General features: G+C 66.6%; 21 protein-coding genes and 1 pseudogene. 16 read left to right on the top strand and 6 right to left on the bottom strand.

Features of this window, described 5'->3' with window-relative positions:
• The first annotated feature begins 311 nt into the window (after positions 1-311).
• The 6 genes from G486_RS0111485 to G486_RS0111460 all read left to right on the top strand — a co-directional run bounded on the left by G486_RS0111485 (position 312) and on the right by G486_RS0111460 (position 6,597).
• Entirely contained in the window at positions 312-1,574 is a 1,263-nt protein-coding gene (locus G486_RS0111485) for a cation:proton antiporter (protein ID WP_027015666.1), read from the top strand.
• Positions 1,564-2,688 (top strand): YbdK family carboxylate-amine ligase, encoded by a 1,125-nt coding sequence (locus G486_RS0111480; protein ID WP_027015665.1) that lies wholly within the window; start codon positions 1,564-1,566, stop codon positions 2,686-2,688. The genes G486_RS0111485 and G486_RS0111480 overlap by 11 nt, the downstream gene beginning before the upstream one ends.
• A gap of 149 nt (positions 2,689-2,837) precedes the next feature.
• Complete coding sequence (gene thiL / locus G486_RS0111475; RefSeq protein ID WP_027015664.1) at positions 2,838-3,809, top strand: thiamine-phosphate kinase; 972 nt, start codon at positions 2,838-2,840, stop codon at positions 3,807-3,809.
• 60 nt (positions 3,810-3,869) lie between these two features.
• Positions 3,870-5,483, top strand: coding sequence for a DUF4139 domain-containing protein (locus G486_RS0111470; RefSeq protein ID WP_027015663.1), 1,614 nt, complete (start codon positions 3,870-3,872; stop codon positions 5,481-5,483).
• Positions 5,484-5,618: 135 nt separating this feature from the next.
• Positions 5,619-6,089 (top strand): phosphatidylglycerophosphatase A family protein, encoded by a 471-nt coding sequence (locus G486_RS0111465; protein ID WP_245587301.1) that lies wholly within the window; start codon positions 5,619-5,621, stop codon positions 6,087-6,089.
• Between the two features lie 10 nt (positions 6,090-6,099).
• On the top strand, positions 6,100-6,597 hold the full coding sequence (locus G486_RS0111460) for a CinA family protein (protein ID WP_034387397.1): 498 nt from the start codon (positions 6,100-6,102) through the stop codon (positions 6,595-6,597).
• A gap of 24 nt (positions 6,598-6,621) precedes the next feature.
• Here the strand turns inward: G486_RS0111460 and G486_RS0111455 are convergent, their stop codons facing one another.
• Positions 6,622-6,936 carry a helix-turn-helix domain-containing protein gene (locus G486_RS0111455; protein WP_027015660.1) on the bottom strand — a complete coding sequence of 105 codons (315 nt, stop codon included), beginning with the start codon at positions 6,934-6,936 and terminating at the stop codon, positions 6,622-6,624.
• Between the two features lie 232 nt (positions 6,937-7,168).
• Positions 7,169-7,990, bottom strand: coding sequence for a YecA/YgfB family protein (locus G486_RS0111450; RefSeq protein ID WP_027015659.1), 822 nt, complete (start codon positions 7,988-7,990; stop codon positions 7,169-7,171).
• Between the two features lie 137 nt (positions 7,991-8,127).
• Here G486_RS0111450 and G486_RS0111445 point away from each other — a divergent pair, with 137 nt between their 5' ends.
• The 3 genes from G486_RS0111445 (at position 8,128) to G486_RS0111435 (ending at position 11,657) form a co-directional block, all read left to right on the top strand.
• Positions 8,128-9,876, top strand: coding sequence for an FMN-binding glutamate synthase family protein (locus G486_RS0111445; protein WP_027015658.1), 1,749 nt, complete (start codon positions 8,128-8,130; stop codon positions 9,874-9,876).
• A gap of 59 nt (positions 9,877-9,935) precedes the next feature.
• Positions 9,936-10,769, top strand: coding sequence for a BUD32 family EKC/KEOPS complex subunit (locus G486_RS0111440; RefSeq protein WP_027015657.1), 834 nt, complete (start codon positions 9,936-9,938; stop codon positions 10,767-10,769).
• A gap of 372 nt (positions 10,770-11,141) precedes the next feature.
• A complete protein-coding gene (locus tag G486_RS0111435) occupies positions 11,142-11,657 on the top strand; it encodes a GNAT family N-acetyltransferase (RefSeq protein ID WP_027015656.1) in 516 nt (171 codons plus the stop codon).
• A 118-nt stretch (positions 11,658-11,775) separates the two neighbouring features.
• On the opposite strand, the gene G486_RS0111430 is transcribed toward G486_RS0111435, so the two are convergent.
• Both G486_RS0111430 and G486_RS0111425 read right to left on the bottom strand, forming a co-directional pair.
• A complete protein-coding gene (locus tag G486_RS0111430; RefSeq protein ID WP_027015655.1) occupies positions 11,776-12,243 on the bottom strand; it encodes a putative toxin-antitoxin system toxin component, PIN family in 468 nt (155 codons plus the stop codon).
• Positions 12,244-12,563: 320 nt separating this feature from the next.
• Positions 12,564-13,523: pseudogene (locus G486_RS0111425) on the bottom strand (THUMP domain-containing class I SAM-dependent RNA methyltransferase); the annotation flags it as partial.
• Between the two features lie 150 nt (positions 13,524-13,673).
• Here G486_RS0111425 and G486_RS22145 point away from each other — a divergent pair.
• Positions 13,674-14,741 carry an ornithine cyclodeaminase gene (locus G486_RS22145; RefSeq protein ID WP_051303437.1) on the top strand — a complete coding sequence of 356 codons (1,068 nt, stop codon included), beginning with the start codon at positions 13,674-13,676 and terminating at the stop codon, positions 14,739-14,741.
• Positions 14,742-14,800: 59 nt separating this feature from the next.
• On the top strand, positions 14,801-15,733 hold the full coding sequence (gene rocF, locus G486_RS0111415) for an arginase (RefSeq protein ID WP_027015653.1): 933 nt from the start codon (positions 14,801-14,803) through the stop codon (positions 15,731-15,733).
• 466 nt (positions 15,734-16,199) lie between these two features.
• Here the strand turns inward: rocF and G486_RS23565 are convergent, their stop codons facing one another.
• Positions 16,200-16,634: an NUDIX hydrolase gene (locus G486_RS23565; RefSeq protein ID WP_084455223.1), complete on the bottom strand. Its 435-nt coding sequence runs from the start codon at positions 16,632-16,634 to the stop codon at positions 16,200-16,202.
• A 657-nt stretch (positions 16,635-17,291) separates the two neighbouring features.
• On the opposite strand from G486_RS23565, the gene G486_RS0111400 reads away from it, so the two are divergent.
• From G486_RS0111400 to G486_RS0111380, 5 genes are all read left to right on the top strand, one after another.
• Positions 17,292-17,891 (top strand): LysE family translocator, encoded by a 600-nt coding sequence (locus G486_RS0111400; RefSeq protein WP_027015651.1) that lies wholly within the window; start codon positions 17,292-17,294, stop codon positions 17,889-17,891.
• A 199-nt stretch (positions 17,892-18,090) separates the two neighbouring features.
• On the top strand, positions 18,091-19,272 hold the full coding sequence (locus G486_RS0111395; RefSeq protein WP_027015650.1) for an aminotransferase-like domain-containing protein: 1,182 nt from the start codon (positions 18,091-18,093) through the stop codon (positions 19,270-19,272).
• A gap of 170 nt (positions 19,273-19,442) precedes the next feature.
• Positions 19,443-20,393: a PhzF family phenazine biosynthesis protein gene (locus tag G486_RS0111390; protein WP_027015649.1), complete on the top strand. Its 951-nt coding sequence runs from the start codon at positions 19,443-19,445 to the stop codon at positions 20,391-20,393.
• 89 nt (positions 20,394-20,482) lie between these two features.
• Positions 20,483-21,157, top strand: coding sequence for a histidine phosphatase family protein (locus tag G486_RS0111385; protein WP_027015648.1), 675 nt, complete (start codon positions 20,483-20,485; stop codon positions 21,155-21,157).
• Between the two features lie 105 nt (positions 21,158-21,262).
• Entirely contained in the window at positions 21,263-22,237 is a 975-nt protein-coding gene (locus G486_RS0111380; RefSeq protein WP_027015647.1) for a Bug family tripartite tricarboxylate transporter substrate binding protein, read from the top strand.
• A 62-nt stretch (positions 22,238-22,299) separates the two neighbouring features.
• Here G486_RS0111380 and G486_RS0111375 read toward each other — a convergent pair whose 3' ends face one another.
• On the bottom strand, positions 22,300-23,154 hold the full coding sequence (locus tag G486_RS0111375; RefSeq protein WP_034387394.1) for a creatininase family protein: 855 nt from the start codon (positions 23,152-23,154) through the stop codon (positions 22,300-22,302).
• Between the last annotated feature and the right edge of the window lie 95 nt (positions 23,155-23,249).

Raw genomic sequence — 23,249 nt, 5'->3', positions numbered from 1 at the left:
TGCGGGCAGGGGGACGACAGCCTCGCTGCGGGGCGGCCCTGGCTCGCTGTCCCTGGCTCCGGGCTGCGCCCGTTTCGGGCGGCGTGTGCTGTGCGCCTTGCTTTGAGGGATCGGCCTACAGCCCCTGAATCGAGCCGCTGCGCACAAGCCCGCCCCTGCACAGCGCCATGGTCCGCCCGGAGAGCGAGAAGCACCGCATGGGCCGACGGTCGCCCTCGGCAATCACTGACTTCGCATGGCTTTGAATGTTCTTACCATGTCCAGTCCATACATTGCACAAGGGCGGCCGGCTCGCCCAAGGAGACATGCTTATGAGTGAGATGCTGAGCTTCTGGGATCCCTGGCTGCGCCCTTCGGCGGGCCTGGCCACGGTGCAATGGTCCTTGCTGCTGGCCCTGGCGACCATGGTCGGCTATGCGTGCCAGCGCCATGCAGCCCTGCCCAAGGTGGTTGGTTACTCCCTGGTCGGCGGCATTGCCGGCCTGATCGGTTTTGGAGCCAACACCGCCTGGCCGCTGCAGGGAACAGGGCTGTTCCTGCTGGAGCTGGGCGTGGGCATTGTGCTGTTCGAATGCGGCGGGCGCATCACGCTGCGCTGGTTCCGCCACAACCCCATGGTGCTGGTGCAAAGCCTGGCCGAGTCGGCCCTGACCTATGCACTGGCCTGGCAGGCGCTGCGCTGGCTCGATGTCGCAGCGCCCGTGGCCTCTTCCCTGGCGCTGGTGGCCATGGCCGCCTCGCCCCTGGTGCTCACGCGCATCGTCAGCGACATGCGCGCCGCAGGCCCGGTGACCGATCGCGGCCTGGTGCTGGCCACGCTGTCCACTTTGTACGCCCTGGCTCTGGGCGCTGCCCAGGCCGGCATGCTGCCACGGGCCACACAGGGCTTCTGGGCCCTGATCACGCCGGTCTTCGTGGTGCTGGGCGTGTCCATCGCCGTAGCCCTGGTGCTCGCAGCCCTGATACGCCTGGCCCTGCGCTTCATGAGCCCGGCCAGCGAGAACACCTCGTTTCTGATCCTGGCCCTGATCTCGGCCAGCGTGCCGCTGACTTCTTACCTCGGCGGCTCGGCACCGCTGGCGGCACTGCTGGGCGGCATCCTGCTCAAGCACTTCAATCCCCGGCCCTGGGCCTGGCCGCGCCAGCTGGGCTCGGCCGCCTCCTTGCTGACCCTGCTGATGTTCGTCATGGTCTCCACCGTGGCGGCCCAGGCCGACTGGAGCGGCCCCGTGATCGGCGCCGTGGCCGCACTGATCGTCGTGCGCCTGGTCGCCAAGACCCTGGGCGTGGCTGCGGGCAATGTGGGCACGGGCGCCAACTGGAAGCAGGCACTGTGGGTGGGCTGCGCCATGGCGCCCATGTCCTCGGTGGCCTTGCTGATCGCCTCGCAGCTCGTGGCAGCGGCCCCGGATCTGGGTGGCCAGATCTCGGCCATGGCCCTGCCCACGATTCTCGTCATGGAGGTGCTGGGCGCTGCCATGGCCACGGCAGCCATCTACCGCGCGGGAGAAAGCGCCATGCCCTGGCGCCCGCTGAGCCGCAACGCGAACCGAGGAGACGACAGTGAGTCTTGAGGCCTTCAATGCATCCGAACCCCTGACCCTGGGCGTGGAGCTGGAGCTGCAGCTGGTCAACACCCATGACTACGACCTCGCGCCCTATGCCGAGGACATGCTGCGCCTGATGCTCAAGACCCCCCTGCCCGGCAGCGTGGTGCCCGAGATGACGAACAGCATGATCGAGATCTCGACCAGCGTCTGCCGCTCGGCCTCGGAGGTGCTGGGCCAGCTCAGCCAGATACGCGATGCCCTGGTCAGGAGCGCGGACAAGCTCAACATCGCCGTGGTCGGCGGCGGCACGCACCCGTTCCAGCAGTGGCACGAACGGCGCATCTACGACAAGCCGCGCTTTCAGGAGCTGTCCCAGCTCTACGGCTATCTGTCCAAGCAGTTCACCATCTTCGGCCAGCACGTACACATAGGCTGTCCCGACCCGGATGCGGCCCTGCTCATGCTGCACCGCATGAGCCGCTTCATCCCGCACTTCATCGCGCTGTCGGCCTCCAGCCCCTATGTGCAGGGGCAGGACACGGCTTTCGACTCGGCGCGCCTGAACTCGGTGTTCGCATTCCCGCTGTCGGGCCGCGCGCCCTGCGTGCTGCGCTGGAGCGAGTTCGAGCAGTACTTCGAGAAGATGACGCGCACCGGCGTGGTCAGAAGCATGAAGGACTTCTATTGGGACATACGCCCCAAGCCCGAGTACGGCACCATCGAGATCCGCGTCTTCGACACGCCGCTGACCGTGGAGCGCGCCGCCGCGCTGGCCGGCTATGTGCAGTCGCTGGCCGCCTGGTTCATGGACACCCAGCCCTTCATGCCCAGCGAGGACGACTATCTGGTCTACACCTACAACCGCTTCCAGGCCTGCCGCTTCGGCCTGGACGCGGTCTACGTGGACCCGGCCACGGGCCAGCACATGCCGCTGACCGAGCACATTCTGCAGACCATGGATGCCGTGGCCGACCACGCTGCCCGCCACGGCGCAGCCCCGGCCCTGCACCTGCTGCGCAGCGATGTGGCCGCAGGCAGCAACGACGCGCGCTGGCTGCGCGAGCGCCAGCGCAATGAGCGCCTGCTGGCCGAGGTCTCGCGCCAGGCGGCCCTGAGATTCAGAGGCGTGGCAGCATGAAGCCGCCCCCAGCCTGGTTCTTCGCCCCTTGAGGAAGGGGCTAACTAAAACAATAGCTGCTACCGCTTGTCAATACTGGATTTCAAACTGAATCTGGCATGAAATCCATACATACCAAGCGCTAGCAGCTTCTTTTTTGATAGTTCTCCATGGGTGAGTTCGAGCTCATACGCCGCTTCTTCCAGCGCCCCGCACGCCGTGCCGTGCTCGGCGTCGGCGATGACTGCGCGCTGCTGGCGCCCGCGCCCGGCATGCAGCTGGCCGTGTCCACGGACATGCTGGTCGAGGGCCGGCATTTTTTTGCGGACACGGATGCGCGCCGCCTGGGCCACAAGGCCCTGGCCGTGAACCTGTCCGACCTCGCGGCCTGCGGTGCCCGGCCCCTGGGCTTTACGCTGGCCCTGGCCCTGCCCGGGGCCGACGAGGCCTGGCTTGGCGAATTCGCCCGGGGCCTGCTGGCCCTGGCCGACGCCCACGACTGCGAGCTCATCGGCGGCGACACCACCCGGGGACCGCTCAACCTCTGCATCACCGTGTTCGGTGAAGTGCCCGCAGGCCAGGCCCTGCTGCGCAGCGGCGCGCATGCGGGCGACGACCTCTGGGTCAGCGGCTGCCCGGGCCAGGCACGCCTCGCGCTCGAAGCCCTGCAGGGCCAGCTCTGCTTGCCGCCCGCCTTGCTGGGCGCGCTCCAGGCTCGGCTGGAAGCGCCCACGCCGCGCCTGGCCCTGGGCCAGGCCTTGCGCGGCATTGCAAGCAGCGCGCTGGACCTGAGCGACGGCCTCTTGGGCGACCTCGGTCATATCCTCGAACAATCCCGCGTGGGCGCACGCATCGACACACGCCACACCACGGCCCTGCTGGCCTCGTCCCTGCCCGGCCTGGATGCGCTGCCGCCAGAGCTGCTGCGGCAAGCCACGCTGGCCGGCGGCGACGACTACGAGCTGTGCTTTACCGCACCGCCCGACAGGCGCGAGGCCGTGCAGGCGGCGGGCCGCGCCAGCGCCACCGCAGTCACCTGCATAGGCAGCATCGAGGCCCGGCACGGGCTCAGGCTGCTCGGGCCCGATGGCAACATGCTCACAGAACGCTGGGCCTCCTACGATCACTTTGCGGCAAGATAGCGGCGGCCCGCACAGGCTGGCGCCCTGGGCCGCAAGCCCATTCACCACAACGCACTGCATATGGCTTTGAAAACACCTCTTACTCTCGCCCTGCTCGCCGCCACAGGTCTTTCGGCCCTGGCCCAGGAAGGCGCGACCCAGACCCTGGCCGGCGCCAGCGCCCCGATTGCACGCGTCACCCTTTATCCGGGCGTGGCCGCAGTGGAGCGCGTGGCACGCGTGGAAGCCGGCACGCGCCAGCTGGTCATCGACTGCCTGCCCGCCTCGCTGGACCAGCAAAGTCTGCAACTGTCGGCCGATGCCGGTGTGCGCCTGGGCGACTACAAGGTGCAGCTGCAGACGCGCGACCTGGCCTCCAAGGCCTGTACCAGCCCGCTGGAGCAGAAGATTCGCAGCCTTGAGGACAAGCTCGCAGCCCTGAATGCCGACGAAGCCGCCGCCAGGCTTGTGAATGACTATCTGAAAGCCCTGGCCCACCCCTCCGAAGAAGGGAAAAGCGCGCCGGCCGCCACCCAGATCAGCCCCACGGTCGAGGCCTTGCGCGCCAGCAGCCGCGGCAACGCCCTGCGCGCCCACCAGACGCTGCGCGAGAAAGAGGCCTTGCAGGAAGAGCTCAAGCCCTTGCTGGTCGAGCGCGAGCGCACGGGCGACGAGAGCAGCCAGGTCATGAAGCTCACGCTGCAACTGGCCACCCATGCCCCGGCCCAGGTCCGCCTGGCCTACCAGGTGCGCGGCCCGAGCTGGCAGCCGATTTACCGTGCCCAGCTGGACAGCGCCAAGAACCAGATCGTGCTCGAACGCCAGGCCCTGGTCACCCAGGCCAGCGGCGAAGACTGGAGCCAGGTGCAACTGCTGCTGTCCACGGGCCAGCCCACGCGCGCCACCCAGGGCCGCCTGCCCAGACTCTGGACGCTGGACGTGGAGCGCCCTCGCGCGGTCGCCATGGCCTCAGCCCCGGCCCCTGCGCCGATGGTGGAAATGCGCGCCAGCGCCAAGGCCCGCTCCAGCGCTCCCGGCCTGCCCGAGCTCGATGTCTCCAGCCTGGAAACCGCTTATGCCACGCAGTTCTCCGTGCCCTACAAGATCAGCGTGCCCACCAGCAGCGAGCGCATGACCCTGTCGCTGGGCTCGCAGAACCTGCAGGCCAAGCTGCTCACCCGCACGGCCCCCCATGCCGAAGAAGCGGCCTACCTCGTGGCCCAGCTCTCTGCGCCTGCCGGCGTATGGCCGGCGGGCATCGTGGCCCTGTTCCGCGACAACGCCTTCGTGGGCCGGGGCCGGCTGGACTTCGGCGATGCCAAGGAGATCGCCAACGGCCTGTCCTTCGGCCGTGATGACAAGGTCGTGGTGCGCAATCTGCCTGCAGACTCGGCCACGGAAAGCAAGGGGCTTCTGGGCTCGAGCAGCGAGCGCCAGATCACGCGCCGCTACCAGGTCGAGAACCGCCATGACCGCGCCATCGAACTGCAGGTCGTGGATGCGGCCCCGGTCTCGCGCAACGACAAGATCCGCGTGCAATCCCAGTACAGCCCCGAGCCCGCGACCCTGCGCTTTGGCGAGCAAAACGGCATGCTCGCCTGGCAGCAGAGCCTGGCCGCAGGCGCCAGCGCCAGCTTCGAGGCGCGCCACCAGATACGCCACCCCGACGATCTGGCCGTGGATGAAAGACAGTAACCCTCGTCATCTCCTCCCCCGGGGCGCGCTTATCATTCGGTGATGCACAACGCCCCATCGCAGCCCGGGGAACCGGGCTCTTTTGCCTTCGGCTCCAGCCAGGCCCAGGCGCCGCAGCGCCCCTCGCTGGAATTCATGATGCGCCATCCCGCGCACTTCATCGCCATGGGCCTGGGTTCGGGCCTGCCGCGCATCGCACCGGGCACCGTGGGCACGCTCTGGGCCTGGGCCTCGTACCTGCTCTTGCAGCACTGGTTTTCGGCTCAGCAGATCGGCATGCTGATCGCCGGCGCCATACCGCTGGGCTGGTGGGCCTGCACGCTCACGGCGCGCCACATGCGCGTGGCCGATCCGGGCAGCGTGGTCTGGGACGAGATCGTGGCCTTCTGGCTGGTGCTGTGGCTGGTCATGCCCACGGGCTTTTGGGGCCAGCTCGCAGCCTTTGCGCTGTTTCGCTTCTTCGATGCCGTCAAGCCCCAGCCCGTGCGCTGGGCCGACCGCAGCTTCAAGGGCTTTGGCTGGCGCGGCGGCTGGGGCATCATGTTCGACGACCTGGTGGCCGCGTTCTGCACGCTGCTGGTGATTGCGCTGTGGCGCCACTTCTGAGGCGACAGGCATGAACAGCTTGCACGCATCCACGGCCGGGCTGGTGCAGACACTGGCCGGCCTGCTCACCCGCCGCAGCCAGATGCTGGCCACGGCCGAAAGCTGCACCGGCGGCATGATTGCCGCAGCCTGCACCGATCTCGCAGGCTCCAGCGAATGGTTCGAGCGCGGCTTCGTGAGTTACTCCAACGCCGCCAAGCACGAGCTGCTGGGCGTGCCCCAGAACCTGATCGCCACACATGGCGCCGTCAGCGAGCCCGTGGCCCGCGCCATGGCCCAGGGCGCTGTTGCGCATTCGCAGGCCCAGTGCGCCCTCGCCGTCACCGGCGTGGCCGGCCCTGGCGGAGGCAGTGCGCAAAAGCCCGTGGGCACGGTCTGGTTCGGCTGGAGCCTGGGACGCACCACCCACACCGAATCCATGCTTTTTGCGGGCGACCGCGCCGCCGTGCGCGAGGCCACGGTCGTGCATGCGCTCACGCGGCTCATTGTGCTGCTTGAAGCCCGGTAGGCGCAGGTGCCCAGGGGCACAGGCTCACTTCAAGGCCTTGAGCAGCCTCAGCGCAACATCCTTGAGCGGCTCGGGCAAGGCCCGGTACGCCTCAAGAATCCTTTGCTCATCCACAGGCAAGGGGGCGTTGTCGCCGGCCAGCCCCGCCGTGAGCTCCAGGGCCGTGGTCTGCAAGGCCAGGGCCACGCGCGACAAGGTGTCGCTCTTGAGCGTGCGTATCGCACCCGACTCGATCTGCGAAACCGCCGAGGGAGTAATCCCCGCAGCCTCGGCCAAGCGCCCCTGAGTCAGCGCCAGCTCGGCGCGGCGCTTGCGAATACGTTCACCTATGTGCGGCATGACGTTCTCCACCTGTGATCAACGCACGGTGCCTTGACGGTGCTCCCTCGCAAGGCAACGGACAAGAGACCGGGCCAGGGCATCAAATCCCCCATGCCCGGCCGGGCCGCCCCCTAGCCGAAGGGGCGAGGGAGTATAGCCAAGTGCGCAGCATCAAAAGCGTGTTCACGCGCCAAAGCAGGCAGAGCCCAGAGTCCGGGTCGGCGGCCTGGGGCCGCGACTCGGGGAGGCGTCACCCCCCGCAGCACCTCTTGAATTTCTTGCCGCTGCCGCAGGAGCAGGCATCATTGCGCCCGGGCTGGTCGCCCTTGACGATGGTTTCCTGGCGCGGCCCCAGGCTTTTCCAGATCTGGCGCAGGTCATAGACCGCCCATATGGCTTCGCCAAAGCGCTCCAGGCGATCATGGCTGGTGCTTGCGGGGCCGCCGTCCTCGTACATGCAGATCTCGGGCTTGCCCGTGTCGTCCTCGGTCAAGGCCACGATGGCGTTGAGGGAGTCGTCTATCCAGCCTGCAGCCTCCTTGTCGCGCGGCGCGGCCCATTCCTCGGGCCAGTTTTCCACGGCGAACATGAAGCCCAGCGCCCAGATCTGGCCAAACGAGGGGACCTCGCCCTCGACTTCGGCCTGCTCGGCCTCGGGCAGGGTCAGCATGGCGCCGCGCATGTCCATGGCCTCGGGCTGGAAGCAGCGCTCGTCGTCAAGCGTCTGCACGTCCTGGTCGAGCTGCTTGCGCACCTCGTCCATGCGCAGCGTGAACAGCTCCAGAAAGCGGTCCTGCTGGGCCTGCTCCTTGAAGACCTCGAGCAGAGGCAGGCTCTGCCCCGGGGTGGCCTCCAGCAGCCCGCCGTCGCCGAGCAGCATGGGCAGCCATTCGGCCACGGGCACTTCGCGGCGCATGCAGACCAGGGCCGTGAGAAAGCCGTCGCAGAACTCCCACTGGGGGATTTCATCGCCGCGCGTGCGCAGCTCGTCCAGCATGTCGTCGAGCTCGTCCAGCCGCTGTGCATTCAGGGCGCTGTTGTCGGGTAGCTCGCAGGGGGTCGGGTCTTGCATGATCAAAGCTTTTATGATGGCCTCGCTTGAAAATCAATCAGCGAGACAGTGAGCGCCAGCCGGGAGCTGTTTGCGCCAAGGCTCAAAGTTTAGCGGTCCCGTGCTTGCCGACCGCGCTCAAGGTATTAGGAGTTTGGATGTTATTGCGCCTGTCCCAGAGCTTTCCCATTCGTTACAGCACCCTGGTTTTGTGCGCACTGGGCTGGCTGCTGTCGCTGTCCGGCCTGCTGGGTGCCCGCCCCGGAGCCACCTGGTGGCTGCTGCTGTTCTCGGCGCTCTTGCTGCTGGGGCTTTGGGACATGCGCCAGACCCGGCATGCAGTGCTGCGCAACTATCCGCTGCTCGGACATATGCGCTTCGCCCTGGAGTTCATACGCCCCGAGATACGCCAGTACTTCATCGAATCCGACAACGAGGCCACGCCGTTTTCACGCGCCCAGCGCTCGCTGATCTACCAGCGTGCCAAGGGCGAGCCCGACAACCGGCCCTTCGGCACGCTGCTCGACGTGAGTGCCCATGGCTATGAGTGGGTGAACCACTCCATGCAGCCCACGCATCTGGCCTCGCATGATTTTCGCGTCTGGATCGGCGGCACGCCCGATGCGCCCTCGCCCTCGGCCGAGCCCTGCACCCAGCCCTACCAGGCCAGCATCTTCAACATCTCGGCCATGAGCTTTGGCGCGCTGTCGGCGAACGCCATCCTCTCGCTCAACCAGGGCGCGAAGATGGGAGGCTTCATGCACGACACGGGCGAAGGCTCGATCTCCGCGCATCACCGCGTGCATGGCGGCGACCTGATCTGGGAGATCGGCTCCGGCTATTTCGGCTGCCGCAACGAGGACGGCACGTTCAGCGAGGAGCGCTTCGTGGCCAACGCCTGCGCCCCGCAGGTCAAGATGATAGAGATCAAGCTCAGCCAGGGCGCCAAGCCCGGCCATGGCGGCGTCCTGCCGGGCGCCAAGGTCACGCCCGAGATCGCCGCCGCCCGCGGCGTGCCCATGGGCGTGGACTGCATCTCGCCGTCCAGCCACAGCGCGTTCTCCACGCCGCTGGCGATGATGCACTTCGTCGCCAGGCTGCGCCGTCTTTCGGGCGGCAAGCCCGTGGGCTTCAAGTTCTGCCTGGGCCATCCCTGGGAGTGGTTTGCCATCGTCAAGGCCATGCTGGAGACCAACGTCACACCCGACTTCATCGTCGTCGACGGCGCCGAAGGCGGCACGGGCGCCGCCCCGCTGGAGTTCACCGACCATGTGGGCGTACCGCTGCAGGAAGGCCTGCTGCTGGTGCACAACACGCTGGTCGGCGTGAACCTGCGCGAACGCATACGCCTGGGCGCAGCCGGCAAAGTGGTCACGGCCTTCGACATCGCACGCATGATGGCCCTGGGCGCCGACTGGTGCAATGCGGGACGCGGCTTCATGATGGCCCTGGGCTGCATCCAGGCCCAGAGCTGCCACACGGGCCACTGCCCCACAGGAGTGGCCACCCAGGATCCGCAGCGCCAGAAAGCCCTGGTCGTGGCCGACAAGGCCACGCGCGTGGCCAACTTTCACCGCAACACCTTGCACGCGCTGCAGGAGCTGGTGCAGGCCGCAGGGCTGGAGCACCCGGGCCAGATCACGGCCCACCACATCGTGCGGCGCACGGATGACAACCAGGTCAGCCAGCTGTCCAACCAGATCCTGAACGTGGAGGCCGGCGCCCTGCTGGGCGCACTCGACGATCAGCACAAGGTGTTCCGCGACTACTGGCCTCTGGCCAGCGCCCACAGCTTCACGCCAACGCAGACACCGGCACTGCGCCCTTCGGCACGCCCTCGCAGCACGTCTTCGGACGAGGCCTCTGCGGGCACGGCACAATCCGGGGTTTCTCGCGCAGATGCGTGACCCCGAACCATCTGCCCAGACTGCCCGCCGTGACTACCCTGCCGTCCTCCAGCAACGCCCTGCCTACAGACCCAGCCCCTTCCCCTGCGGCAGCCGCTGCGGGCAGCAAGGACTACAACGCCTTTTTGCATGAGCAGCTGACGCGGCAACAGCACAACATCCAGCGCTACGACTTCGGCGACGAGGTGCTGTGGATCAAGCGCGCCAGCGCCGGCAACCCCGCCTGGCGCTATCGCTGCCTCGATGGGCTGGCGCGCCTGCTGCGCGCGCCCATGCTCAAGCCCGTGCCCAACCCCGGCGGGCGCCAGGCACTGGCCACCGAGGTGCGCCGTCTTCGGCAGCTCGCGAGCCACGGCCTGCGCGTGCCCCAGGTGCTCGCCGCCTGCGAGGACGGCTTTGTGATGCGCCACCTGGGCGCGCCCGGGGCCGAAACCGAATCGCTGGGCAATGCCATAGAAGCCGCCATCCCCCGGGGCGCCCAAGCCACGCTGGCCCTGTGGCGCCAAGGCCTTGAGGCCCTGACCCGGGTGCATGCGAGCGGCGACTGCCTGAGCCAGGCCTTTGCGCGCAACATGGTCTGCTGTGCCGACGGGGAGATAGGCTTCATCGACTTCGAGGACGACCCTGCTGCGCACCTGCCCCTGGAGCTGTGCCAGCTGCGCGATGTGCTTTGCTATGCGCACTCCACGGCTCTGTTCCTTGAGCAAAGCACGGCCATGCAGCCCGCGCGCGCCATCTGGCAGGAGCATGTGGCGCATATGCAGCCCCGGACCCGGCAGCTGCTGGAGCGCACCCTGGAGAACATGGCCTGGGTGCGCCACCTGCCCACCAGCCGGCGTCTGGGGCGCGATCTGCAGCGCGTGCGCATGGCATATGTGCTGCTCACCCCCTGAGAACGTGTTCACGATCTCAGGCGCCGCAGCCGTTTGCAGGCCTTGAAAACACAAAGGCCCCAGGGCTGTAAACCCTGGGGCCTGGTATCCGGGGGCACTCTGGGTGCCCTGAACTGGCTTACTGGCTCGCGACTTCAAGATCGGCGCGGCGGGCCTCTTGAATGAACACGATCAGCGAATGAATGGCCTGGCGCATGATGAATATCCTCTGAGATGCTCAACACAAAGGCACTGGCGGCATGCATCTCGTCTACCGCAAATGACAAGGGTTAACACCATCAGTAAAAACCCTGACGATAAGTATAAACCACTACTGCAGAAATCGCAAACACCTGTCGCATCCTGAAGTCCAAGCCATGGGATGATCGGGGCATGAATGCGCCCACTGCCCCGTTAGCACCCTGGCATGTCACCTCCTTGAATCCCGTGGAGGCGCCCTGGCCGCTGCTGCTCTCGGCCGACCCCTCGCGCGAGAAGGTGCGCGGCTATCTGCCCGGCTCCACCTGCTTTGCCGCGCGCTACCGGCAGGCGCCCCGGCCGGGCAAGCTCGGCGACATTCTGGGGATTTGCGTTCTCGTCCCGCTGCCCGGGCAGTCGGGCACGCCCCGCCCCTGGGAGCTCATGAACATTGCCGTGGCTTCGCATCTGCACAGCCACGGCATAGGCGGGGCACTGCTGCAGCACGCCATTGCCTGGACGCGCGAACAAAAGGCGCCGCGCCTGGAGGTGGGCACGGGCAGCTTCGGCGACCAGTTGGTGTTCTATCAGCGCGCCGGCTTTCGCGTGACCGGCATAGAGCGCGACTTCTTCCTCAAGCACTACACAACCCAGCTGTGGGAGCGCGAGGTGCAGCACAAGGACATGCTCAGGCTGACGTTGATGCTATGAAGAAAGTAGCTCTTAGCGCTTGTCAACTATTGATTTCAGGTCAAAAACTATCTGAAACCCATATATAGCAAGCGCTAGCAGCTCTCTTTTTGAGAGAGCCTGGCATGCAGATGCCAGCTCAGGAAATCACCAGCAGATTACCGACGCAGGCCCCCAGGCCCGAGACGCGCTTGCGCAGCTTGAGCACGGCCTTGTCCTTGCTGACCAGCACGGCCTGGTGCTGGCTGGCGAGGTCGAGAAAGTGCTGGTCGTCGGGATCGGTGCACGCAAAGCGTATGCGCGGCGCGGCATCCACATACTCCACGGCCGCGTCGAAGGCATCGAGCACGCCCTCGGCCGTCTTGCCATAGAAGGCCACGCGCGGCGCGATCTGGCTGTAGTGGAGCACGCGCTCCAGTTCGATGCGCTGCTCCCGGTCCGCAATCCAGCGCAGACTGGCGCTGCCGACCAGCTCGCGGATCGGCGGCACATGCGGGTCGTCGAAGATCAGCAGGTCCAGCACCACATTCGTATCCAGCACCACGGGGCGCGGCAGCGGCCCCGCATAGCCTTCATTGCACTCGGGCCAGCGCAGAACGATCTTCATGCGCCATCGCCGCCGGCCGGCCCGCTCGCTTCGCCCTTGCGCGGCTTGACAGCGCCGCGAATCATGTCGAAGCAAAACAGCCGGCATTCGATGGGGCCGTTCCACATGGGCGTGCGCCGCGACTCCTTGAGCCGCATCTTGCCGGGCAGCTTGAGGTCGGGCGTGAGCATCCAGCCGCTCCAGCCGCTGTAGTTCTTCTTCCAGTGCGCGGCCAGCTGGGAGAAGAACTCCACGCCATCCTCGGTCTGGGCGGTTTCGCGGCCCGCGCGCTCGACCTGGGCCATGCGTTCGCGCGAGTCGCGCCCGGCCGTGCCTGCTGCCGCAATGCGCTCGCCATAGGGCGGGTTGAGCAGCATCAGGCCCGGCTGCTCGCAGGGCGGCATGCGCTGCAAGGCATCGCCCCCGCGCAGCTGCACGGTCTTGCCCACGCCCGCACGCTCGGCGTTGCGCTGGGCGAAGTCGACCATGCGGTGCGACACGTCCGAGCCGTAGATGCCCACGGGGCTGTGCTCCAGGATGCGCTCCTCGGCCTCGTCCAGCATGGCCTCCCAGACATGCTTCTGGAAGGGCACCAGCCGCTCGAACGCAAAGCGCCGCAGCATGCCCGGCGGAATGCGGCGCGCGATCTGCGCAGCCTCGATCACCACGGTGCCGCTGCCGCAGCAGGGGTCGTAGAGCGGCTGCGGGCTGTCGCCATGCGGATCCCAGCCCGTGGCCGCGATCATGGCCGCCGCCAGGGTTTCCTTGAGCGGCGCATCGCCCTTGTCCTCGCGCCAGCCGCGCTTGAACAAGGCCTCGCCCGAAGTGTCGATATAGATCGTGGCCTCGTCCGTGGTCAGGTGCAGATGTATGCGCACGTCGGGGTGACGGGTCTCCACATCGGGACGCTGGCCGCGCCTGGCACGAAAGCGGTCGGCGATCGCATCCTTGATGCGCAGTGCCGCAAAGTTGAGGCTGGTCAGCGGGCTGTGCTGGGCCGTGACCTCGACCTTGAAGCTCTCGCGCGGGGAGAACCAGATCTCCCAGGCCACCTCGCCGGCCGCGCGGTAGAGATCGTTCTCGCTGCGGTAAAGCGATTGCGACAGTTGCACCAGCACACGCTGGGCGAGGCGGCTGTGCAGGTTCAGGCCCATGGCATCGCGCCAGCTGCCACGCAGTAACACACCACCGCGCCCAACCATGAGATCATGGCCGCTGCGCCCCGTGATGGCATGGACTTCGTCCGCCAGAAAACCTTCCACGCCGGCGGCGCAGGGTAAAAACAATTGCAGTTGATTCATAGACTGGGCCAGAGCATAAGTCCTTGGCGATTCCCGTGACGACTCCTGTGACGATTGCCCGGCGATTTGCTCCACGAAATTGAGGCCCAGGCCCCGGCGCGCAGCCCGCTCGCCAGGGATCATCGTCGTGACCCACCTCGAGGAGACAGAATGCATCGGCACACGGATTTTCTCAGCGCCCCAAAAACCGCACAGCTGATTGCCCGCACGGGCCTGGCCACCTGCCTGCGCGGCCTGTTCGACACCTTGTCCGAGGATTTTGCACGCTGGCCGGATTTCGAGAAATCGGCACGCGTCGCCAGCCACTCCCCGGGCGGCGTGATCGAGCTCATGCCCACGGCCAATGCCCGCGACTACGCTTTCAAATACGTGAACGGCCACCCCGGCAACACGGCCCGGGGCCTGCCCACGGTCATGGCCTTTGGCTGCCTGGCCGACGTGGCCACGGGCATGCCGCGCTTTCTCTGCGACCTCACGCTGGCTACGGCTCTGCGCACGGCGGCCACCTCGGCCCTGGCCGCGCATCACCTGGCTCGGCCGGACAGCCGCTCCATGGCCTTGATCGGCGCGGGCTCGCAAGCCGAGTTCCAGGCCCTGGCCTTTACCAGCCTGCTGGGCATAAAAGAGCTGCGCGTCTTCGATCCCGACCCCGCCGCACTCGCCAAGCTCACCGCCAACCTGCTGCATGCAGGGCTTGAGCGCGCCCAGATCCTGGCCTGCACCAGCGCCAGCCAGGCCGTGCAGGGCGCCGACATCGTGACCACGGCCACGGCCGCCAAGCGCCATGCCGAAGTCATCCACGACACCGACATCGCCCCGAGCACGCACATCAATGCCGTGGGCGGCGACTGCCCGGGCAAGACCGAGCTGCCGCTGGCCTTGCTCCAGCGCGCACGGCTGTTCGTGGAGTTCCCGCCGCAGACACGCATCGAAGGCGAGCTGCAGCTCCTGCCCGCCGACGCTGCCGTGACCGAGCTGTGGCAGGTCATCACCGGCCAGGCCCCGGGCCGCAGCGACGCCGCGCAGATCACGCTCTTCGACTCCGTGGGCTTTGCCATCGAGGACTACTCCACACTGCGCTACCTGCACCGGCTGGCGGGCGAATCCGGCCTGCTCGACAAGCTGGCCCTCGTGCCCCATCTGAGCGATCCGCGCGACCTCTACCGCCTGCTGCGCGAGGCCAGGCATGCAGGCGAGGAGATCGTGGACACGCTCTGACCGCCCTCTCCTACCCGCAGCAATTCCCGACGGCCCCGCCAAGCACCTACCATGAAGCCATGACGAAACAGCAGCCCCAAGCACTGCGCCTCATAGGCGTGCCAACCGACATAGGCGCCAGCCGTCTGGGCAGCGCCATGGGACCCGATGCCTTGCGCGTCGCCTCCCTGGGCCCAGCCCTGATGCACCTGGGCCGCAAGGTCCGGGACATCGGCAATCTTGCCGGTCCGCCCAACCCCCAGCAGCCACCCGAGCACGGACTGCGCCACCTGGCCCAGGCCCAGTCCTGGCTGAGCGCCGTGCACGCCGCCGTATCCCAGGCCCTGGCCGATGGCGAGCTACCCATGATGCTGGGCGGAGACCATTGCCTGGCCATGGGCTCGATCAGCGCCGTGGCCGCGCACTGCCGCAGCCACGGCCGCAGGCTGCGCGTGCTCTGGCTGGACGCCCATGCCGACTGCAACACCCCCGACATCTCGCCCAGCGGCAATCTGCACGGCATGCCCGTGGCCAGCCTCTGCGGCCTGGGCCCGGCTTCCCTGGTCGCGCTCTCGGGCAGCAGCAACCCGGCCCTGGAGGCCAGTCAGCTGTGCCAGATCGGCCTGCGCAGCGTGGACCCCGAGGAAAAGCGCATGCTCCACCGCCTGGGCGTAGAGGTCTACGACATGCGCGCCATCGACGAGATGGGCATGCGCGAAGTCATGCGCCGCGCCCTCGCAGGACTGGAAGACGGCAACACCCATCTGCACCTGAGCTTTGACGTGGACTTTCTCGACCCCGACATCGCCCCCGGCACGGGCACGCCCGTGCGCGGCGGCCCCAGCTACCGCGAAGCCCAGCTGTGCATGGAGATGCTGGCCGACAGCGGCGCCCTGGGCTCGCTGGACCTGGTCGAACTCAACCCTGCCCTGGACCTGCGCAACCAGACGGCCGAGCTGGTCGTGGATCTGCTGGAGAGCCTGTTCGGCAAGAGCACCCTGGTCAGGGTTTAGAGCCTTTCAGGGCGATGGCATCTCAATCCCCAGCCCGAGCCCTTGCCCCCACCTGCCCCTCCCCCGCAGGGGTGGGCTTTGATGACATGGGTTATGAGGTGCGATGGCCCTGACAAAGCCTTCGTCTCGCTTTGTTTTTAATAGCTTGAAGCGCTTGATGGATAAGCGCTTTCGGTCAGAAACACTGAAATTTCATGCCTTGTTCACAGCGCCATCAGCCGGCCATCAGGGCCAGCCCCGCTCTCCACTCTCCACTCTCCACTCTCCACTCTCCGCTGTGAGCGATGGGCGATGGGCGATGGGCGAGAGTTGGCATGGTTAACGGCTGTGCTTGGGAGCCTGCTTTCGACCCGAAGCGGTCAGTCACTCTGCAGGCACTGCACAGAAAAGCCCGACCACAAAGGTCGTGACTCTAGAGGCACATGCTTTTTCCCTGCTCCTGACACGGCCATCTGGTTCATAGCGGCTAGCACTGTGACACGTGCAATTTGGCCGCGATGTATTTCAGAGCGCCTTGGAACACCCAATGCCATTTTTCATTCGGCTGCTGCGAGAGCGGATACCAAAAGAACCTGAAGTCATGCCCTCCATCATCGCTAGTCCGATATGTCCATGATTGAAGTGGACTGCCTGCATCACAGAGATGAAAGGCCCAGACCTGATTCTCATAGCCGGATCTCCATATTCCGAGATCTGCCAAGACTTTCGAAGCGCTAAGCCCGCTTTCTTCACGTAATTCACGCACTGCAGCATCTCTGGAATGTTCGCCCGGCTCAATCGTGCCTTTGACAAGTTGCAGACCTGCCAAGGGATGCTCGAATACCAGTATTTCGATAGCACCTTCGCCTCGAATGACCACTGGGCAGGCCTTGCATGGGTGTAAGGGGGTGTCGAATTTCATCAGGCTATTTTGATCTCTAGTTATGTCGGTTCATGGCCGTAAGCCGCCCCACCCTCAGCCAGCGCCTCCGGGCGCCGCACTACACACCTGCCCCATGACCTTGACCTCCCGCTCGCGCGCCTGCCAGAAGTGCGCATCCTGCGCCCAGCAGGCGCTGGGCCAGGCGGTTGGTGTCCACGCCGCTCCTGCCTGCCGAACATGCTTGCGGGCTCGGAGACGAAGCGGCAGCCGGCCTCGCACGCCCGGGCGGTGCTGCAGGATCGGGCCTGGGCCAGGCGTTTGCGCAGGCATCGGCATGGCGGCATTGATGCGCGCGCTCTGGGGAATCGCTTCATTCTCTGTTTTGATAGCTGAAAGCGCTTGTCCCACCAGGGCTACAGCCTGATTTTGCACCAAATCCGCTGCGTGAGCCCGCAGGCAAAAGCCGCATGCGAGTACGCTCGCCCAGGCGCTAGGCCACATGGCGGTAGAAACCAGGGTCCATGGAATGGCTGGCAAGGCCGGTCCGGCTGTACCGGCGAGATGGGCAGTACAGATCCGGGAATTGCAAGATCAACTGTAGCGCTACTGTACCGGTCAAAGGTTTATATTCACCGGCTGGCGAATTGAGAATGCACGGCCATTCAGGCGCTGCAACTCCTGCCCATTTCTTTGTCCATGCCACTGTCCGAATTCACTGCCTTGCTGGTGCTCGCAGCCTCGATGAGTTTCAGCCCCGGGCCCAATACCACGCTGTCCACAGCCCTGGCGGCCAACCACGGCCTCGGGGGCGCCATGCGCTTTGTCTGCGCCGTGCCCCTGGGCTGGTGCCTGCTGCTGGGCCTGAGCGCGGCCGGCGTGGGCGCGGCCCTTCTGGCCGTGCCCACGCTGCTGTGGCTGGTCAAGATGGCGGGCTGCTCCTACCTGATGTGGATGGCCTGCAAGCTCAGCGCCAGCGCACAGATGGCCGAGCTGCAGGCCGGGCAACTGCGCGTGGGCTTCTGGCAGGGCGTGAGCCTGCAGTTCGTGAACATCAAGGCCTGGATGCTGGCCTTGTCCATCGTCGCAGGCTGGATCGCGGGCAAGGATGATCTGCCGGCCCGCCTGGCCGTGGTCCTGCCCGTGATGGCCGCCTATGCCTTTCTCAGCAATCTGCTCTATGCCGGCGTGGGCGCGCTGCTGCGCAACTGGCTGGCCCAGGGCCGCAGGCTTTTGTGGTTCAACCGCTGCATGGCGCTGCTGCTGGTGCTCACGGCCTGGTGGATGGTGATCGCATGAGCCGGGCCATACCGCAGGCCGCAGGACCGCCAGGGCTGCTGGTTTCCCTGATTCATGCCACGTAAAAACACCCCTTAGGCCGACCTATGATGCAGGCACACACCATGCTCGATCAGCCCAGGCCGGCACATGCCCCATGACGGCATGACCCTCGCAATCGGCCCGCATGGCGGGCATTGAAGACAAGCAAAGAGAACCTATGACAAGCTGGACCCTTGCAGACCGCGCGGCCAAGATGAATTCCTCGGCCATACGCGAAATCCTCAAACTCACCGACCGTCCGGGCATCATCAGCATGGCCGGCGGCCTGCCTTCGCCCAAGTCGTTTCCGCTGGACGAGTTCACCAAGGCCTGCCAGACGGTGATGCTGCGCGACGGCGCCACGGCTCTGCAGTACTCGACCACCGAAGGCTTTGCCGACCTGCGCCAGGCCGTGGCCGATTTCCTGCCCTGGGATGTGAGCCCGGATCAGGTGCTGATCACCTCGGGCTCGCAGCAGGCGCTGGACCTGATCGCCAAGGTCTTTCTGGACCGGGGCAGCCGCGTGCTCGTGGAAAAGCCCACCTATCTGGGCGCCTTGCAGGCCTTCACGCCGTTCGAGCCCGTGCCCGTGGGCGTGGACAGCGATGACGAAGGCATGCTCATCGAGGACTTTGCAGCCCAGGTGGGCACGGGCGCCGACAAGGCCCGCCTGGCCTATGTGCTGCCCAACTTCCAGAACCCCACGGGCCGCACCATGAGCGATGCGCGCCGCCAGGCCCTGGTGGACAAGGCGCGCGAGCTCAACATTCCGCTCGTCGAGGACAACCCCTATGGCGACCTCTGGTACGAGGGCGAGCCGCCGCTGCCGCTGGCCGCGCGCAATCCCGAGGGCGTGATCTACATGGGCTCGTTCTCCAAGGTGCTGGCCCCAGGCCTGCGCCTGGGCTTCGTGGTGGCGCCCAAGTCCGTCTTCGGCAAGCTCACGCAGGCCAAGCAGGCTGCCGACCTGCACACGCCCAGCTTCAACCAGCGCGTGGTGGCCGAGGTCATCAAGGACGGTTTCCTCGACCGCCATGTGCCCACCATACGCGCGCTCTACAAGGCCCAGCGCGATGCCATGCTGGCGGCACTGGAGCGCGAGATGGCCGGCCTGGACGTACAGTGGACGCGCCCCGTGGGCGGCATGTTCCTCTGGGTCAGCCTGCCCCAGGGCATGGATGCCCAGCAACTGTTGACCGCAGCCGTGGAGCGCGGCATGGCCTTTGTGCCCGGTGCGCCGTTCTACGCCCAGGAGCCGCAGACGAATACCCTGCGCCTGTCCTATGTGACGGTCTCGCCCGCGCAAATCGAGCAGGGCATCGCAGCCCTGGCGGCGGCAATCAAGGCCCACACCCCCTGAGCGGCTTTGCCGCGCCCCCCTGTAAGAACGTGTTTACGATCTCCTCGCGGCGCGGCAGCGTAGAGATCGTGAACACGCTCTAAGGGGACGACGGCAGAGCGTAAGGAGCGGCCCTTGCCCGCTGTCCCTGGCCTAGGGACAGCAGTCTTCACGCCCAACGATCACCAGTCATGACCTCCACCAGCCCGCGCCACCGTCCATTCACCACCGTGGATGTGTTCACGCACCAGCCCTACCAGGGCAATCCGCTGGCCGTGGTGCAGGACGCCACGGATCTGGGCGCTGCGCAGATGCAGGCCTTCGCGGCCTGGACCAATCTCTCGGAAACCGCCTTTCTGCTGCCGCCCACAGAGGCCGGCCGCGCGCAGGGCGCCGACTACCGGGTGCGCATCTTCACGCCCGTGGAGGAGCTGCCCTTTGCGGGCCACCCCACGCTGGGCAGCTGCCATGCCTGGCTGGCCGGTGGCGGCCAGCCCTTGCAGGCCGGGTGCATTGTGCAAGAGTGCGGCAAGGGCCTGGTGCCGATCCGCAGGGATGGCAGGCGGCTGGCGTTTGCCGCGCCTGCCACGCAGATCAGGCCTTTGACGCAGGAGCAAAGGGCCGGGATCACGCGGGCGCTGGGCGTGGAGCCCGGGCAGATTCTGCATGCGGCAGCACTCGACAACGGCCCCTTGTGGATGACGGTCGTGCTGGATGATCCCGAGCGGCTGCTGGCGCTGCAGCCTGATCACGGCCTGCTCAAGCGCCTGGGCTATTACGTGGGGACCTGCGCCTTGTATGAGCATGATTTCGAGCCTGCAGCCCTGATCGGCCGCAGCAGCCGCGAGGCGCGCGCCTTTGCCACGGGCCAGCGCCAGGCCGCAGTGCAGGACGAGCCCCGGCTGGAGGTGCGGGGCTTTACCTCGCCCGCAGGCATTGCCGAAGACCCGGTGACGGGCAGCCTCAACGCCAGCCTGGCCGTCTGGCTGCGCGAACTGGGCCTGCTGCGCGCGCCCTATCTGGCCAGCCAGGGTCAGTGCGTGGGGCGGGACGGGCAAATCCATGTGAGCGAGGATGAGCAGGGCCGGCTCTGGATAGGCGGCGAGGTCGTGGACTGCGTGACCGGGCAGGTGCTGCTTTGAACTGAATACGTTGGCGATCACTGTCGCCAACGCGCCAGCCAGTCGCGCTCAGGACAAATCCCCGGGCCCGTGCTGGACACAATCCGTCCATGGGAAACCTTTATCTTGTGCGCCATGGCCAGGCCTCGTTTGGCGCAGCCGATTACGACCAGCTCAGCGAGCGCGGCTTTGCACAGGCCCGGCGCCTGGGTGAGTACTGGCGCGAACGCGGCCAGCGCTTCGATGCGGTATACACGGGCACGCTGCGCCGTCATGGCCAGACCCTGGCCGGCATAGCCGAGGGCCTGGGCGGGCTGGACCTGCCGACGCAGGCCCTGCCCACGCTCAACGAGTACGACAGCGAAGCCCTGTTGCACGCGATTCACCCCACGCCCCTGCCCAAGCCCGAGACGCCCGAGCTCTACCGCCAGCATTTCCGCCTGCTGTGCGATGCCCTGGCCCAGTGGATGGCGGGCACCATCAGCCCCCAGGGCATGCCCAGCTGGGACGATTTCAACGGGGGCGTGCGCCAGGTGCTGGAGCGCATACGCCATGAGCATGCGGGCCAGGAGGTGCTGCTGGTCAGCAGCGGCGGCCCCATCTCCACGGCCGTGGGCCATGTGCTGGGCACGGCGCCCGAGGTCACGATTGCGCTCAACATGCGCATACGCAACAGTGCGGTCACCGAATTCAGCGTCTCGCCCAAGCGGCTCATGCTGCAGACCTTTAACACCCTCAACCATCTGGACAGCGAAGAGCACCGGGACTGGATGACGCACGCCTGATCCCCGGACGGCGGCCATCACGGCCCGGCATAGCAGCCAGAACAAAACCATCGCCATAAGGCTTTGGGCTTGGGCCACACTCCTGCCCAAGGAGATTGCATCGTGATGAACAAACGCCAATTTGCGCGTGCCGCCCTGGGCGGCACGGCCTTGATGCTGGGGCTGGGCAGTGCCCAGGCCCAAGCCCTGTCGAACAAGCCCATACGTATCGTCGTGCCGTTTGGCGCGGGCGGCGTGGCCGATGTGACTTCGCGCGTGGTCGCGCAAAAGCTCGCGGGCCAATTGGGCCAGAGCGTGATCATCGACAACAAGCCCAGTGCGGGCGGCATCGTGGCGGCCGATACCGTGGCCAAGGCCGCGCCCGACGGCCATACGCTGTTTCTGATGTCCAATGGCAGCGCGGTCACGGCAAACCTGTTCCGCCAACTGCCTTTCGACATGGTGCGCGACTTCGCGCCGATTTCCACGCTCGGCTATTTCGATATCGGCGTGATCACGGCCGATGCCGCGCGCTTCAAGAATCTGGCCGCACTCGTGGCCTACGGCCGCGCGAACCCCGGCAAGCTCAACATCGGCAGCATCAATGTGGGCAGCACCCAGCATCTGGCGGCCGAGCTGTTCAAGAACCGCGCGGGGCTGGATGCGCAAATCGTGCCCTTCAACGGCACGCCGGCCGTGATCACCGCACTGCGCGGCAGGCAGATCGATGCGGCCGTGGAGATCATCACGCCCATCATGGGCCAGATCGAATCCGGGGCCGTGCATCTGCTGGCCGTGACCGGCGAGAAGCGCTCGGCCCTGCTGCCGCAGGTGCCCACGGCCGAGGAAGCCGGGGTCCGAGGCTTTGTGGCCTCTTCCTGGAATGCGCTGGCCGCACCGGCCAGGACCCCGCCCGCAGTCATCGCACGCCTGAGCCGCGAGATCATGGCCGCCGTGAATTCCGCTGAGGTGGTGCAAAAGCTCAGGGAGATGAATGTGCAGGCCCAGGCCAGCACGCCCGAGCAGACGGCGCGCCTGCTGTCCTCGGAAATCAGCCACTGGGGCCAGGTCATAGAGCAGGCCGGAATCCCCAGGCAATAGGGCTGAATTCAAGCAAAAAACGCCTCCAGCACTTACCCACCAAGCGCTTCAAGCTCTCTTATTCATAGCACCCGTGCGGACCCGCCCACCGTGTCCGGCGGCAGGGCATGGATTTCCGACAGCAGTTGCACCAGGCCCTTGGCGGCGGCCGCCACCATGGCCGCTCCGCGCTCGGGCGTGGCGGCGGCGGCGTTGCCCACGGCACCCACGGGGTGGTAGTCCTCGATGGCCCAGCCCATCTTGGCGCTTTTGCCATTGCCCAGCAGCGCATAGGTGCGGGCGCGCTGCTCCGAGGTCGAGGCAAAGTCGCGCGCATGCTCCATGTGCACGGTCTCGGGTGCAAGGTGCAGCATCATCGAGGTCTCGATCTCGCCACCATGGATGCCGAAGCGGTGCTCATGGGCGCTGAACAGCGCGTTGGCACTCGCATCCACAAGGCCGAACCAGCTGCTGCTGTAGACCAGCAGCCCATGGCGCTGGCGCAGCTCGCGCGCCACCATGTCCATGACGCTCACATTGCCGCCATGGCCGTTGAACAGCAGCAGCTTTCCAATGCCGGAGCGCGCCACACAGGCGCCTATTTCGCACCACAGCGCAAGCACGGTGGCAGGCGACAGCGACAGCGTGCCCGCATAGGCTTGGTGCTCTACGCTAAAGCCTATGTTCTGCGGCGGCAGGAACAGCACGGGCAGGCTCGCGGGCAGCAGGGGCAGAGCCGTATCGATCACGCCCTGGAGCAGGCGGGCATCGACATTCAAGGGCAGATGCGGCCCGTGCTGCTCGATGGCGGCTACGGGCAGCACGGCCACGGTCTCGGAGGCCAGGGAGCCGGCCTGGGCCTGGGCGAAATCACGGGCACCAACCTGCTCCCAAAGACGTGAGGGCCAGACAGCTGGCATGGAGGACGAGGCAGTCATGGCCTCCATCGTAGAGGATGTGTGCATGACCGCGCAGCAGCACAGGGCCGCAGCAGGGATCACAATCGGCTCTTCGACGATGAACCAGGAGACAG

Source organism: Comamonas composti DSM 21721 (assembly GCF_000429845.1).
In the GTDB taxonomy this organism is placed as follows: Bacteria; Pseudomonadota; Gammaproteobacteria; order Burkholderiales; family Burkholderiaceae_C; genus Comamonas; species Comamonas composti.
This window is presented reverse-complemented; position numbering and strand designations above follow the sequence as displayed.